Origin of the sequence: Snodgrassella sp. B3800, from assembly GCF_026535865.1 — a bacterium.
Taxonomy (GTDB): domain Bacteria; phylum Pseudomonadota; class Gammaproteobacteria; order Burkholderiales; family Neisseriaceae; genus Snodgrassella; species Snodgrassella alvi_E.
On sequence record NZ_JAFNPH010000012.1, the window covers coordinates 1 to 15,854 of the forward strand.

A 15,854-nucleotide genomic window follows, 5' to 3' on the forward strand; every position below is an offset into this window, starting at 1 on the left:
CGCAATGGAAGAAGGCTTGCGCTTTGCGATTCGTGAAGGTGGCCGAACAGTTGGTGCCGGTGTGGTTGCTAAAGTTATCGCTTAAAGTTTTGTAGGCCAGTAGCTCAATTGGTAGAGTATCGGTCTCCAAAACCGAGGGTTGGGGGTTCGAGACCCTCCTGGCCTGCCAAAAAAACAGACTAATCGGCCATAGGTCGGTTAGTCTTTTTTGTATTAATAAAAAGGTGGTTGTATGGACAACAAAACATCGAAAGATGTGGGAGCCAAAACCAAAGCACAATTAAAAGCTGAAGCTAAGCAACAACAGCAACTGGAAATCAAGCGTAATAAACGTTTTGATTTTCTTAAATACACCCTTTCAGCCATACTGATTGCTGCAGGTATTCTGGCCTTCTATACTTTAGGTGCGCAATTACCGCTTTACATTCGTTATTTATTTCCTTTAATCGGCGTAGTAGCGGCCATTGTAATTGTATTTTTCTGGAGTACGGGCGGTCGTGAACTGACTGTCTATGTGCGCGATTGTGTGTCAGAAGCCAGAAAAGTAGTATGGCCTGAGCGCAATGAAGCATTGCGCATGACCCTGTTTGTACTGATATTTGTAGCTGTCTTGTCTTTATTTATTTGGGGTGTTGACAGCCTGATTTCATGGTTGTTGTTCGACATCTTTATGAAGAGGAGTTAAACATGGCAAAACAGTGGTATGTAGTACACGCTTATTCCGGTTTTGAAAAAAATGTTCAGAAAACCCTGAAAGAACGGATTGAACGTGAAGGAATGGGTGATTATTTCGGTCAGATACTGGTGCCGGTTGAAGAGGTGGTAGATATAAAAAATGGGCGCCGCAGTATTACTGAGCGTAAATTTTTCCCTGGTTACGTGCTGGTAGAGATGGACATGACTGATGCTTCATGGCATCTGGTCAAAAATACTCCGCGCGTTACCGGATTTATTGGTGGTACCGCTAATAAACCATTGCCTATATCTGCTCGTGAAGTTGATGCTATTCTTCATCAGGTACAAAGCGGTGTAGAAAAGCCGAAGCCTAAAGTATTATTTGATGTGGGTCAGCAGGTCCGCGTCAATGAAGGACCATTTAAAGACTTTAATGGTGTCGTTGAAGAAGTTAATTATGAACGCAATAAATTGCGCGTTGCTGTACAGATATTTGGTCGTGAAACACCAGTAGAATTGGAATTTTCTCAAGTAGAAAAAATTTAACTGTAAAAAATACAACACGAATAAACCTGTGCTTGTAAGGGAAAGAAATTTTCTTTATAATCACGGGTCTTGCTTTTGGGGAGCAGTATTAACTGCGTCATACCCGTTTATTTGGAGTTTAAACAAGTGGCAAAAAAAATTGTAGGCTACATCAAACTGCAGATTCCTGCAGGTAAAGCCAATCCATCTCCTCCGGTTGGCCCAGCTTTGGGTCAGCGCGGCCTGAATATTATGGAATTCTGTAAAGCATTCAATGCAGCTACGCAGAATGTAGAACCTGGCTTGCCGGTTCCGGTAGTGATTACTGCTTTTGCAGATAAATCATTTACCTTCGTGATGAAAACCCCTCCAGCATCTATTTTGCTGAAAAAAGCAGCTGGATTGCAAAAAGGAAGCTCTAACCCACTAACACAAAAAGTGGGTAAGGTAACTCGTGCTCAGCTGGAAGAAATCGCCAAGGCTAAAGAGCCTGATCTGACTGCTGCTGATCTGGACGCAGCAGTACGCACCATCGCTGGTAGTGCCCGTTCAATGGGTTTAGATGTGGAGGGTGTGTAAATGGCTAAACTTTCTAAACGTATGCAAGCTATCCGCGCTGCTGTAGAAACAAACAAATTGTACGCCATTGATGAGGCATTGAATCTGGTAAAAGCCAATGCTACTGCTAAATTTGATGAATCTATTGATGTATCCTTTAATCTGGGCGTGGATGCACGTAAATCTGATCAGGTAATCCGTGGTTCAGTGGTATTACCTAAAGGTACCGGTAAAACCGTGCGTGTTGCGGTGTTTACTCAAGGTGCTAATGCTGAAGCAGCTAAGGCAGCTGGTGCTGACGTAGTAGGCTTTGATGATCTGGCTGCTGAAGTTAAAGCGGGTAATCTGAATTTTGATGTGGTAATTGCTTCACCAGATGCCATGCGTGTAGTTGGTCAGCTGGGTACCATTCTAGGTCCGCGTGGCCTGATGCCGAATCCTAAAGTAGGTACTGTTACCCCGAATGTGGCCGAAGCAGTGAAAAATGCTAAAGCTGGTCAGGTGCAGTATCGTACCGACAAAGCAGGTATTGTGCATGCTACTATTGGACGTGCTTCTTTCGAAGCTGCTGATTTGCGTGAAAACTTTAATGCATTGCTAGATGCTATTGTAAAAGCTAAACCAGCAGCAGCTAAAGGTCAATATCTGCGTAAAATTGCAGTTTCTAGCACTATGGGTGCTGGCCTGCGTGTTGACAGTGCTTCTGTAACTAATTAAGCAGTAAATATATATTATTGGCAGTCTGAATCAATTTTAGGCTGCCATCTAAATTCATATAAATGGTATGCATTTATATGTCGGGCTACTTAGAAATAAGTAGATGTCCAAGACCGTAGGGAATCTGTGCAAATTGTATAGATTTTAAAAATGTACCCTACGCAGACGGTAGTCCCAGATAATCTTAAGTAAGTGTGCTTACGGATGTCTTTTTGGGTTGCCGCGCTGGGTGGAGTAATACGCGTATTACTCTGTTTAAAAACAGTGGGAGGTAGACCTTGAGTCTCAATATTGAAACCAAGCAAGCAGCCGTAGCTGAAATCGTAGCAGCCATTGCTAACGCTCAAACTATGGTTATTGCCGAGTATCGTGGTATCAGTGTTGCCAGCATGACCGAACTGCGTGCTAATGCCCGTAAAGCAGGTGTATATCTGCATGTATTGAAAAATACATTGGCTCGTCGCGCTGTTGAAGGTACTTCATTTGCCGGATTAGCTGACCAGATGGTTGGTCCGTTGGTTTATGCGGTTTCTGAAGACCCGGTAGCTGCTGCAAAAGTACTGCACCAGTTCTCAAAAAAAGATGAAAAAATCGTATTGAAAGCAGGTTCATATAATGGTGACTTGCTGGACGTTGCTCAGGTAGCAGAGCTTGCTTCTATACCGAGCCGCGACGAATTGCTGGCCAAATTGCTGGGTATTATGCAAGCACCTGTTTCTGGCTTTGCCCGTGCACTGGCTGCTTTGGCTGAGAAAAAAGCCGGCGAAGAAGCTGCATAAATTTCATCCTCTATATATTTAAATTTACATTCTCAATTATTGGAGTTTAATAGCATGGCTATTACTAAAGAAGACATCCTGGAAGCAGTTGGTAACCTGACCGTAATGGAATTGAACGACCTGGTTAAAGCTTTTGAAGAAAAATTTGGTGTATCTGCAGCTGCTTTGGCTGTTGCTGGTGGCGGTGCTGCCGGTGGTGCTGCTGCCGCTGAAGAAAAAACTGAATTTGATGTAGTATTGACTTCTGCTGGTGCACAAAAAGTTGGTGTGATTAAAGTGGTTCGTGCCATCACTGGCTTGGGTCTGAAAGAAGCTAAAGACTTGGTAGATGGTGCACCTAAAACTCTTAAAGAAGGTGTATCTCAGGCTGAAGCTGACGATATCAAAAAACAACTGGAAGAAGCCGGCGCTTCTGTCGAAATTAAGTAATTTCAGTTGTGCTTTACAGGCTGGTAGCTTAGGCTACCAGCCTGCTTTCGCTTGTCTACCTAAAGTGAAATTTTATAAATATTTACATAAATAGCCATTATTTACTCAATTTTACTTTGTTAGTTTGGCTAATTGCCTGAGTATTTATAAAACCTTACTTGCCAAACCTCCCTACTGGAGACTGTTCATGTCCTACTCTTTTACTGAAAAAAAACGCATCCGTAAAAGCTTCGCCAAACGCGCCAATGTATTGGAAGTGCCGTTTTTATTGGCTACGCAGTTGGATTCTTATACACAGTTTTTGCAGATGGAAACGCCTTTTGACCAACGCGCCGACATGGGTCTTCAGGCAGCATTCCAGTCTATTTTTCCGATTATCAGTCATAACGGTTACGCACGTCTTGAATTCACGCATTATGTTTTAGGCGAGCCATTATTTGATATTCCCGAATGTCAATTACGCGGTATTACCTATGCTGCTCCATTACGAGCGCGTATCCGTCTAGTTATCTTAGACAAAGAGTCATCTAAACCGAATGTCGTAAAAGAAGTACGTGAAAATGAAGTTTACATGGGTGAAATACCATTGATGACACCGAGTGGTTCGTTCATCATCAATGGTACTGAGCGTGTGATTGTGTCACAGTTGCACCGTTCGCCTGGGGTATTCTTTGAGCACGACCGTGGTAAATCACATTCGTCCGGTAAGTTACTGTTTTCAGCTCGAATTATTCCTTACCGTGGTTCATGGCTGGATTTTGAATTCGATCCAAAAGACCTGCTCTATTTCCGTATTGACCGTCGTCGCAAGATGCCAGTAACGATTTTGCTTAAAGCACTGGGTTTCACGCCAGAACAGATTCTAAACATGTTCTATGATCGTGAAAGCTACCATCTGTCTAAAGATGGCGTGCATACTAATCTGATTCCATCTCGTCTAAAAGGTGAAACTGCTAAATTTGATTTAGTCGACAAAGATGGCAAAGTGTTGGTGCAGAAAGGCAAACGCATCAATGCTAAAAATATTCGTGATATTGTTGCCGCTGATATTAAATGGTTAGAAGTTGAACCAGAAAGCCTGATAGGTAAGGTGCTGGCTACAGATGTCATCGTGCCGGATACTGGAGAAGTGCTAGCCAAAACCAACGATGAAATCACTGAAGAATTACTAGCTCAGTTTGATATTCAGGGAGTTAAAGAAATTTCTACTCTTTATATCAATGATCTGGATCAGGGTGGCTATGTATCCAATACTCTGCGCACCGATGAAACCGATGGGCAGCAGGCTGCACGCATTGCCATTTACCGCATGATGCGGCCTGGTGAACCACCTACCGAAGATGCCGTTGAAGCATTATTTAACCGTTTGTTCTTCAACGAAGACAGTTATGACCTATCTCGTGTCGGCCGAATGAAATTCAATACCCGTACTTATCAGCAGAAACTGCTGGAAGCACAACAAGAATCCTGGTATGGCCGTCTGATGACACAGACTTTTGCTGATGCCGATAAAGAAGGCAATCATGTGCTGACTATTCCGGATATCGTGTCAGTCATTGCTACGTTGGTTGAACTGCGCAATGGTCATGGTGAAGTCGATGATATCGATCATTTGGGTAATCGTCGTGTGCGCTCCGTTGGCGAGCTGGCCGAAAATCAGTTTCGCAGTGGTCTGTCACGTGTAGAACGAGCTGTAAAAGAGCGTTTGAATCAGGCTGAATCCGAAAATCTGATGCCGCACGATTTGATTAACGCTAAGCCTGTATCTGCTGCGATAAAAGAATTTTTTGGATCCAGCCAGTTATCCCAGTTTATGGATCAGACCAATCCACTTTCTGAAATTACGCATAAGCGTCGTGTTTCTGCGCTGGGTCCGGGTGGTCTAACGCGTGAACGTGCCGGCTTTGAAGTACGTGACGTACATCCAACCCATTATGGCCGCGTGTGTCCGATTGAAACACCGGAAGGTCCGAACATTGGCTTGATTAACTCTCTGGCTGTTTATGCGCGTACCAATAAATACGGTTTCTTGGAAACGCCTTACCGCCGTGTTGTGGATGGTAAAGTAACCAATGATATTGACTACCTGTCCGCTATCGAAGAAGGTCGTTTTGTTATTGCTCAGGCCAATGCTGATTTAGATAATGAAGGGCGCATTATTGGTGATCTGGTTACCTGTCGTGAAAAAGGTGAAACCATTATGGCTACCCCTGACCGCGTGCAATATATGGACGTGGCAACAGGGCAGGTAGTTTCCGTGGCCGCTTCATTGATTCCATTCTTGGAGCACGATGACGCGAACCGTGCCTTGATGGGTGCAAACATGCAACGTCAGGCTGTTCCTTGTCTGCGTGCAGAAAAACCACTAGTAGGTACCGGTATTGAGCGTTCTGTTGCGATTGACAGTGCGACTGCTATTGCAGCTAGCCGTGGTGGTGTCGTTGAATACGTTGATGCCAACCGTGTAGTAGTACGCGTTAATGACGACGAAGCCACTGCTGGTGAAGTGGGTGTGGATATTTACAATCTGGTGAAATTCACCCGTTCTAACCAGTCAACCAACATTAACCAGCGTCCGGCCGTACAAAAAGGTGACGTGATTGCTCGTGGTGATGTGATTGCCGACGGGGCATCAACCGATCTGGGCGAATTGGCACTGGGTCAGAACATGACCATCGCCTTCATGCCATGGAATGGTTACAACTATGAAGACTCAATTCTGATTTCAGAACGAGTGGTTGCTGGTGATCGTTATACCTCTATCCACATTGAAGAATTAAATGTGGTATCACGTGACACCAAGCTGGGTGCTGAAGAAATTACCCGTGATATTCCGAATTTGTCTGAACGCATGCAAAACCGTTTGGATGAATCGGGTATTGTGTACATTGGCGCTGAAGTTGAGGCCGGTGACGTTTTAGTGGGTAAGGTAACACCTAAAGGTGAAACTCAGCTGACACCAGAAGAAAAACTGCTGCGTGCCATTTTTGGTGAAAAAGCCAGTGATGTTAAAGATACTTCGCTGCGTATGCCTACCGGTATGAGCGGTACCGTGATTGACGTGCAGGTATTTACCCGTGAAGGCATTGAACGCGACAAACGTGCTAAAGCCATTATTGATGCAGAGCTAAAACGCTATCGCCAGAACCTGACTGACCAGCTGCGTATTTTCAATGACGATGCTTTTGACCGTATCGAACGCTTAATTTTGGGTCAGAAAGTGAATGGTGGTCCGCTGAAGCTGGCTAAAGGCAGTGAAGTGACTAAAGACTACCTAGCCTCATTGCCTAGCCGCCATGACTGGTTTGATATTCGCCTGAGTGATGAAAGCATTGCCAAGCAAGTGGAACTGATTAAAGAAAGTTTACAAGCTAAACATGAAGAATCAGACGCTCAGTACGAAATCAAGAAGAAAAAACTGACTCAGGGCGATGAACTGCAGCCGGGCGTACAGAAGATGGTTAAAGTCTTTATCGCTATCAAACGCCGCCTAAAAGCCGGTGACAAAATGGCCGGTCGTCACGGTAATAAAGGTGTGGTATCTCGCATTCTGCCAGTTGAAGACATGCCGTATATGGCTGACGGCCGTTCCGTGGATATTGTACTGAATCCACTGGGTGTGCCAAGCCGTATGAACATTGGTCAGATTCTGGAAGTGCATTTAGGTTGGGCTGCCAAAGGTATTGGTGAACGCATCGACCGCATGCTGACCGAAAAACGTGCTGCTGATGAAGTTCGTGCTTTCCTTGAGAAGGTATACAACAGCAGTGGTAAGAAAGAAGATTTGTCTCAGTTTAATGATGAAGAAATCATCAATCTGGCTAAACATCTGCGTAAAGGGATGACTGTAGCCACCCCAGTATTTGATGGTGCGGAAGAATCCGAAATCAAAAACATGTTGGCACTGGCCTATCCTGAAGACGATCCGGAAATCCAGAAACTGGGCTTTAACGATACTCGTACGCAGATGACCCTGTACGATGGTCGTACTGGTGAAGCTTTTGACCGTAAAGTCACCGTTGGTGTGATGCATTACCTCAAACTGCACCATTTGGTGGATGAAAAAATGCATGCCCGTTCAACTGGTCCGTACAGTCTGGTGACACAACAGCCGCTGGGTGGTAAAGCTCAGTTTGGTGGTCAGCGTTTTGGTGAGATGGAGGTGTGGGCACTGGAAGCTTATGGTGCTGCTTATACCCTGCAGGAAATGTTGACTGTGAAATCAGATGATGTGAACGGTCGCACCAAAATGTACGAAAACATTGTTAAAGGCGAATACAAAATCGATGCCGGTATGCCGGAATCTTTCAATGTGTTGTTGAAAGAAATTCGCTCTTTGGGCTTGGATATGGATTTGGAACGTTATTAACCGACACCGGTCGCATGCAGTAGCAGCTACTGCATGCGGCATCGTCAGGAGCAAATATGAAAGCTTTATCAGACTTATTTAATCCGCTGCAAAATGCCAGTGCCGAAGAAGAATTTGACGCGATCAAAATCGGTATTGCATCGCCGGATACCATTCGTTCTTGGTCGTACGGTGAAGTGAAAAAGCCGGAAACGATCAATTACCGTACTTTCAAACCGGAACGTGACGGCCTGTTCTGTGCCAAAATTTTTGGCCCGATTAAAGATTATGAGTGTTTGTGTGGTAAATACAAACGGTTGAAATTCCGCGGGGTAACCTGTGAAAAATGTGGTGTGGAAGTAACCTTGTCCAAAGTGCGTCGCGAACGTATGGGACATATTGAATTGGCCGCACCCGTAGCGCATATCTGGTTTCTGAAATCGTTACCATCCCGTTTGGGTATGGTGTTGGATATGACATTGCGTGATATTGAACGCATTCTGTATTTTGAAGCTTATGTGGTTACAGACCCAGGCTTGACTTCATTGCAGCCGCGTCAGTTGCTGAGTGAAGAAGAATACATCAGCAAATATGAAGAATTTGGCGGTGACTTTGAGGCCAAGATGGGTGCAGAAGGTATCCGTGACCTGTTGCGTGCCATGGATATTGCCCATGAAGTAACGGTATTGCGGCAGGAATTGGATTCCACCAGCTCCGATACCAAAATCAAGAAAATTGCGAAACGTCTAAAAGTACTGGAAGCCTTCCAACGTTCCGGCATGAAGCTGGAATGGATGATTATGGACGTGTTGCCAGTATTGCCACCGGATCTGCGTCCACTGGTACCGCTGGATGGTGGTCGTTTTGCTACTTCTGACTTGAATGATCTGTATCGCCGTGTCATCAACCGTAATAACCGTTTGAAACGTTTGCTTGAATTGCGTGCACCAGACATCATCGTACGCAATGAAAAACGTATGCTGCAAGAAGCGGTTGATTCACTATTGGATAATGGTCGTCGTGGTAAAGCCATGACCGGAGCCAATAAGCGTCCGTTGAAATCACTGGCCGACATGATTAAAGGTAAGGGCGGTCGTTTCCGTCAAAACTTGCTGGGTAAACGTGTGGATTATTCCGGCCGTTCGGTGATTACCGTGGGACCGTACCTGCGTCTACACCAGTGTGGTCTGCCGAAAAAAATGGCTTTGGAGCTGTTCAAACCATTTATTTTCCACAAACTGGAACAACTTGACCCAACTGTCACTACCATCAAAAAAGCCAAAAAGATGGTGGAACAGGAAGAACCGATTGTATGGGATATTCTCGAAGATGTGATTCGTGAACATCCAATATTGCTTAACCGTGCACCAACCTTGCACCGTCTGGGTATTCAGGCGTTTGAACCGATTCTGATTGAAGGTAAGGCTATTCAGCTGCATCCATTGGTTTGTACTGCGTTCAATGCTGACTTTGACGGTGACCAGATGGCGGTACACGTACCATTGAGTCTGGAAGCGCAAATGGAAGCACGTACTCTGATGCTGGCTTCTAATAACGTGTTGTCACCAGCCAATGGTGACCCGATTATTGTCCCGTCACAGGATATCGTCTTGGGTCTGTACTACATGACCCGCGACAAAATTAACGGCAAAGGTGAGGGTAGCCTTTTTGCCGATGTGAAAGAAGTTCATCGTGCTTATCAGACCCGTCAGGTTGAGCTCGGAACCAAAATTACCGTGCGTCTGCGCGAATGGGTGAAAAACGGTCAGGATGAGTTTGTGCCCGTGGTAAATCGCTACGAAACCACCGTTGGTCGTGCGTTGCTGTCAGAAATTTTGCCTAAAGGCCTGTCGTTCGAACACATTAACAAAACGCTGAAGAAAAAAGAAATTTCTAAGCTGATTAATGCTTCGTTCCGTCGCTGTGGCTTGCGCGATACTGTCATCTTTGCTGACCATCTGATGTATACCGGTTATGCGTTCTCTACTCGTGCTGGTATCTCCATCTGTGTAGATGACATGCTGGTGCCAGAAAGCAAACCACAGTTGCTGGCTGAAGCCAATGCCGAAGTGAAAGAGATTGAAGACCAGTACCGTCAGGGTTTGGTTACCAACGGCGAACGCTACAACAAAGTTGTCGATATCTGGGGTCGTACCGGTGATAAGATTGCCAAAGCGATGATGGATAATCTGTCTACCCAGAAAGTGGTTGACCGTGACGGCAATTTGGTTGATCAGGAATCTTTCAACTCCATCTACATGATGGCTGACTCAGGCGCCCGTGGTTCTGCAGCGCAGATTAAACAGCTATCTGGTATGCGTGGTTTGATGGCGAAACCAGATGGTTCCATTATTGAAACGCCGATTACATCCAACTTCCGCGAAGGCCTGACCGTATTACAATACTTTATTTCTACTCACGGTGCGCGTAAGGGTCTGGCTGATACGGCGCTGAAAACCGCTAACTCTGGTTATCTGACTCGCCGTCTGGTCGACGTGACTCAAGATTTGGTGGTGGTTGAAGATGATTGTGGAACCAGTGATGGTTTTGTGATGAAAGCTGTGGTGCAGGGTGGTGATATTATTGAATCCCTGCGTGACCGCGTTCTAGGACGTGTTACTGCTGAAGATGTTGTGGATCCGACCAGTGGCGAAACACTAGTCGAAGCCGGAACGTTATTGAACGAAAGTCTGGTTGATTTAATCGATAATTCTGGTGTCGATGAAGTCAAAGTGCGCACACCGATTACCTGTAAAACTCGCCATGGCTTGTGTGCCAAATGTTATGGCCGAGATCTGGCGCGCGGTAAACTAGTGAATGCTGGTGAATCTGTTGGTGTGATTGCAGCGCAATCCATTGGTGAACCGGGTACTCAGCTGACCATGCGTACTTTCCACATTGGTGGTGCGGCATCTCGAGCTGCTGCAGCCAGCCAGGTAGAAGCTAAATCAGGTGGTACTGTACGTTTCTCCAGCCAGATGCGCTACGTAGCCAACAATAAGGGTGAACTGGTTGTTATTGGTCGTTCATCCGAAATCGTGATTCATGATGATATCGGTCGTGAGCGTGAGCGCCATAAAGTACCTTACGGTGCACTCTTGCAGGTCAAAGATGGCGGCGTAGTTAAAGCTGGTCAAACACTGGCTACATGGGATCCGCATACTCGTCCGATGATTACTGAATTTGCCGGTCGTGTACGCTTCGAAAATATCGAAGAAGGAGTGACTGTAGCGAAACAGACCGATGATGTAACTGGTTTGTCTACACTGGTGGTGATTGATGGTAAACGTCGTTCTTCTACCCAGTCTAAGCTACTGCGTCCAACCGTTAAGCTATTGGATGACAAAGGCGAAGAAATTCGCATGGCTGGTAGTGAAACTGCTGTTTCCATGGCTTTCCCAGTAGGTGCGGTGATTACCGTGCGTGAAGGACAGGAAGTCGGTAAAGGTGATGTGCTGGCGCGTATTCCGCAGGCTTCATCTAAAACCCGCGATATTACCGGTGGTCTGCCGCGTGTGGCCGAGTTGTTCGAAGCGCGCACCCCGAAAGATGTTGGCATGCTGGCTGAGGTAACCGGTACCGTATCCTTTGGTAAGGAAACCAAAGGCAAACAGCGTCTGATTATCACTGATGCAGATGGTGTAGCCTATGAAACCCTGATTTCCAAAGAAAAACAGGTATTGGTACACGATGGTCAGGTGGTGAATCGTGGTGAAGTCATTGTTGATGGTGCGGTGGATCCACATGATATTCTGCGTTTGCAAGGAATTGAAGCGCTGGCGCGCTATATCGTACAGGAAGTACAAGAAGTGTATCGCCTGCAAGGTGTGAAGATTTCCGACAAACACATCGAAGTAATTATTCGCCAGATGCTGCGTCGTGTGAACATTGCTGATGCCGGTGACAGCCACTTCATTACTGGTGAGCAGGTTGAGCGTGGTGATGTGATGATTGCCAACGAAAAACTGTTGGCAGAAGGTAAAGAACCGGTGCGTTTCGATAACGTATTGCTGGGTATTACCAAAGCATCGTTGTCTACTGATTCCTTTATCTCTGCTGCTTCCTTCCAAGAAACTACCCGAGTTCTGACGGAAGCTGCCATCATGGGTAAACGTGATGATTTACGCGGTCTGAAAGAAAACGTAATTGTGGGTCGTTTGATTCCGGCCGGTACCGGTCTGACCTATCACCGTAGCCGTCGTCAGAAATGGCAGGAGCAAGTGGCGGCTGAAGCGGCAGATAAAGGTGAGTAACCAAAATTGCTGCTGAAAGCTAAAACAAACCGCTGAAAATTTTTCAGCGGTTTGTTTTATGTTTATGGTTTTATATGATTGTTTTTCCAGCAGATATATTGGCACGGTAGCTTGATTATCTTGACTGGGTAATAAATCAAGTGTTAAAATAGCAGCTTTGCCGACATGGTGTCGGCATGTATTGACTCAACAGGATAAAGAGAAAATATGCCTACTATCAACCAATTGGTACGCAAAGGACGTCAGGCTCCGGTTTACGTCAACAAAGTACCTGCTCTGGAGGCTTGCCCTCAGAAACGTGGAGTATGCACCCGTGTATACACCACCACCCCTAAAAAACCTAACTCAGCTCTGCGTAAAGTGTGCAAAGTACGTCTGACCAACGGATATGAAGTAATTTCATACATCGGCGGTGAAGGCCACAACCTGCAAGAACACAGCGTAGTACTGATTCGCGGCGGTCGTGTAAAAGACTTGCCGGGTGTGCGTTATCACACCGTACGTGGTTCTCTGGACACTGCTGGTGTTAAAGACCGCAAACAGTCCCGTTCTAAATACGGTGCTAAACGTCCTAAATAATGGGACGCATCGGCAGGAAAACTGTCGAGTAAGTGAATATTTACATAAATATTCGTGGGTAAATCCCAGCTGAATAGTTTAAGGAAATTGAAATGCCAAGACGTAGAGAAGTCCCGAAACGTGACATATTGCCAGATCCGAAATTCGGCAGTATCGAATTATCTAAATTCATGAATGTGCTGATGATTGACGGTAAAAAATCTGTGGCTGAACGCATTGTATATGGTGCGCTGGAACAGATTGAAAAGAAAACCGGCAAAGAAGCCATTGAAGTGTTTAACGAAGCCATTGCCAACGCCAAACCGGTTGTAGAAGTAAAAAGCCGTCGTGTCGGTGGTGCAAACTATCAAGTTCCTGTTGAGGTTCGTCCTGCCCGCCGTCTGGCTCTGGCCATGCGCTGGGTACGTGATGCGGCTCGTAAACGCGGCGAAAAATCCATGGATTTGCGTCTGGCTGGTGAATTGATTGATGCGGCAGAAGGCCGCGGCGGTGCATTGAAAAAACGTGAGGAAGTACATCGTATGGCCGAAGCCAACAAAGCCTTCTCTCACTTCCGCTTCTAATGCAGAAAGGCAATTATCGTGGCTCGTAAAACCCCTATTGAGCAATACCGTAATATCGGTATTTCTGCACATATTGATGCTGGTAAAACCACCACTTCAGAACGTATTCTGTTTTACACCGGCATGACTCACAAACTGGGTGAAGTGCATGATGGTGCGGCCACTACTGACTGGATGGAACAGGAACAGGAGCGCGGTATTACCATTACCTCGGCTGCTGTAACTACTTTCTGGAAAGGTATGGCCGGCCAGTTTAAAGAACATCGTCTAAATATTATTGATACCCCGGGACACGTAGACTTTACCGTTGAGGTGGAACGCTCTATGCGTGTACTGGATGGCGCAGTGATGGTTTACTGTGCTGTGGGCGGTGTACAGCCTCAGTCTGAGACTGTATGGCGTCAGGCCAACAAATATAAAGTGCCTCGTCTGGCTTTCGTCAACAAAATGGACCGTCAGGGCGCTAACTTCTTCCGCGTGGTAGAACAGATGCAAACCCGTCTGCGTGCCAATCCGGTGCCGGTTGTCATTCCGGTGGGTGCGGAAGATGGCTTTGAAGGCGTAGTTGATTTGCTGAAAATGCAGGCTATCGTATGGGATGATGCTACTCAGGGTCTGAAATTTGAGTATGCGGATATTCCGGCTGATCTGAAAGACGTCGCTGAAGAATGGCGCGAAAAAATGGTGGAAGCTGCGGCTGAAGCCAACGAAGAACTGATGGAAAAATACCTTGGCGGCGAAGAGCTGAGCGAGGAAGAAATTGTTGCTGCACTGCGTGCACGTACACTGGCTGGCGAAATTCAGCCAGTATTGTGTGGTTCTGCGTTTAAGAACAAAGGTGTACAACGTTTGCTGGACGCTGTGGTTGAATACCTGCCTAGTCCGACAGACATTCCACCAGTTGCAGGTGAAACACCTGACGGTGAAAAAGACAGCCGTAAAGCCAGTGATGATGAGAAATTCTCTGCATTGGCGTTCAAGCTGATGAACGACAAATACGTTGGTCAGCTGACTTTCATCCGTGTGTATTCCGGCGTAGTAAAATCCGGTGATACCGTAGTGAACTCTGTGAAAGGCACCAAAGAACGTATTGGTCGTCTGGTACAGATGAAAGCCAATGACCGTGACGAAATCGAAGAAGTTCGTGCCGGTGACATTGCTGCAGTGATTGGTCTGAAAGATGTGACTACCGGTGAAACTCTGTGTGATACTGATGCGCCGATTATTTTGGAACGCATGGAATTCCCAGAACCCGTAATTCACGTTGCGGTTGAACCGAAAACCAAAGCTGACCAGGAAAAAATGGGTCTGGCTCTGAACCGTTTGGCTAAAGAAGACCCTTCTTTCCGCGTGAAAACCGACGAAGAATCTGGTCAGACCATTATTTCCGGTATGGGTGAATTGCATCTGGAAATTATTGTTGACCGTATGAAACGCGAATTCGGCGTAGAAGCCAATGTGGGTGCTCCACAAGTGGCTTATCGTGAAACCATTCGTAAATCAGTGGAATCCGAAGCTAAATACGTGAAACAGTCTGGTGGTAAAGGTCAGTATGGTCACGTAGTAATCACCATGGAACCTCTGGAACCAGGTGGTGTGAACTACGAATTCATCGACGAGATTAAAGGTGGTGTGATTCCACGCGAATTCATCCCGTCTGTGGATAAAGGTATCCGTGATACCATGACCAACGGTATTTTGGCTGGCTATCCAGTAGTGGATATTCGTGTACGTCTGACCTTCGGTTCTTACCATGATGTGGACTCTTCACAAATCGCATTTGAATTAGCCGGTTCTATGGCATTCAAAGACGGTATGCGTAAGGCTTCTCCAGTATTACTGGAGCCAATTATGGCTGTTGAAGTAGAAACACCGGAAGACTACATGGGCGATGTAATGGGCGACCTGAACCGTCGTCGTGGCATCGTACTGGGTATGGACGATGATGGTATTGGCGGCAAGAAAGTACGTGCCGAAGTACCGCTGGCAGAAATGTTCGGTTACTCAACTGACCTGCGTTCTGCTACTCAGGGTCGTGCTACCTACTCCATGGAATTCAAGAAATACGCCGAAGCACCGAATAATGTAGCTGAGCAGGTGATTGCTGCCCGCAAAGGCTAACTTATTTACCGATAACCTGAAAGACTTTGTGCTTTCAGGTTATCATCGTTCTTTAATCGATCTTTATTCAAGGAAACTTAGCTCATGGCTAAAGAAAAATTCGAGCGGAGTAAACCGCACGTAAACGTTGGCACCATCGGTCACGTTGACCATGGTAAAACCACATTGACCGCTGCAATCTGTACCATTCTGTCCAAAAAATTTGGTGGTGCAGCGAAAGCCTACGATCAGATTGACAATGCCCCGGAAGAAAAAGCCCGTGGTATTACTATTAATACATCACACGTAGAATACGAAACAGCCGAGC

General features: G+C 46.0%; 12 protein-coding genes, 1 tRNA gene and 1 pseudogene. All 14 read left to right on the forward strand.

Annotated elements, in window-relative coordinates; all coding sequences use genetic code 11:
• Positions 1–85: pseudogene (locus tag J3U64_RS09775) on the forward strand (elongation factor Tu); the annotation flags it as partial.
• Positions 86–93: 8 nt separating this feature from the next.
• Positions 94–169 (forward strand) — tRNA-Trp (locus tag J3U64_RS09780).
• A 63-nt stretch (positions 170–232) separates the two neighbouring features.
• The gene (secE, locus tag J3U64_RS09785; protein WP_267409097.1) at positions 233–685 is read left to right on the forward strand and encodes a preprotein translocase subunit SecE; all 453 of its coding nucleotides are present in this window, start codon (positions 233–235) and stop codon (positions 683–685) included.
• Between the two features lie 2 nt (positions 686–687).
• On the forward strand, positions 688–1,221 hold the full coding sequence (nusG, locus tag J3U64_RS09790) for a transcription termination/antitermination protein NusG (RefSeq protein WP_100140812.1): 534 nt from the start codon (positions 688–690) through the stop codon (positions 1,219–1,221).
• 126 nt (positions 1,222–1,347) lie between these two features.
• Complete coding sequence (gene rplK, locus J3U64_RS09795) at positions 1,348–1,779, forward strand: 50S ribosomal protein L11 (protein WP_037406890.1); 432 nt, start codon at positions 1,348–1,350, stop codon at positions 1,777–1,779.
• Positions 1,780–2,475 (forward strand): 50S ribosomal protein L1, encoded by a 696-nt coding sequence (gene rplA, locus J3U64_RS09800; RefSeq protein WP_100140811.1) that lies wholly within the window; start codon positions 1,780–1,782, stop codon positions 2,473–2,475. It abuts the gene before it with no gap.
• Positions 2,476–2,753: 278 nt separating this feature from the next.
• Positions 2,754–3,254 carry a 50S ribosomal protein L10 gene (gene rplJ / locus J3U64_RS09805; RefSeq protein ID WP_100140810.1) on the forward strand — a complete coding sequence of 167 codons (501 nt, stop codon included), beginning with the start codon at positions 2,754–2,756 and terminating at the stop codon, positions 3,252–3,254.
• A 54-nt stretch (positions 3,255–3,308) separates the two neighbouring features.
• A complete protein-coding gene (gene rplL, locus J3U64_RS09810) occupies positions 3,309–3,683 on the forward strand; it encodes a 50S ribosomal protein L7/L12 (RefSeq protein WP_100140809.1) in 375 nt (124 codons plus the stop codon).
• Between the two features lie 187 nt (positions 3,684–3,870).
• Positions 3,871–8,052, forward strand: coding sequence for a DNA-directed RNA polymerase subunit beta (rpoB, locus tag J3U64_RS09815; RefSeq protein ID WP_267409101.1), 4,182 nt, complete (start codon positions 3,871–3,873; stop codon positions 8,050–8,052).
• A 56-nt stretch (positions 8,053–8,108) separates the two neighbouring features.
• Positions 8,109–12,284, forward strand: a complete 4,176-nt coding sequence (gene rpoC, locus J3U64_RS09820) for a DNA-directed RNA polymerase subunit beta' (RefSeq protein WP_267409102.1) — start codon at positions 8,109–8,111, stop codon at positions 12,282–12,284.
• 207 nt (positions 12,285–12,491) lie between these two features.
• A complete protein-coding gene (gene rpsL, locus J3U64_RS09825; RefSeq protein ID WP_025329900.1) occupies positions 12,492–12,863 on the forward strand; it encodes a 30S ribosomal protein S12 in 372 nt (123 codons plus the stop codon).
• Between the two features lie 92 nt (positions 12,864–12,955).
• Positions 12,956–13,426: a 30S ribosomal protein S7 gene (gene rpsG, locus J3U64_RS09830; protein WP_025329901.1), complete on the forward strand. Its 471-nt coding sequence runs from the start codon at positions 12,956–12,958 to the stop codon at positions 13,424–13,426.
• An 18-nt stretch (positions 13,427–13,444) separates the two neighbouring features.
• The gene (gene fusA, locus J3U64_RS09835) at positions 13,445–15,547 is read left to right on the forward strand and encodes an elongation factor G (RefSeq protein ID WP_100140806.1); all 2,103 of its coding nucleotides are present in this window, start codon (positions 13,445–13,447) and stop codon (positions 15,545–15,547) included.
• An 84-nt stretch (positions 15,548–15,631) separates the two neighbouring features.
• On the forward strand, positions 15,632–15,854 hold a 223-nt coding region (locus J3U64_RS09840), incomplete at its 3' end, for a GTP-binding protein (protein WP_267409103.1).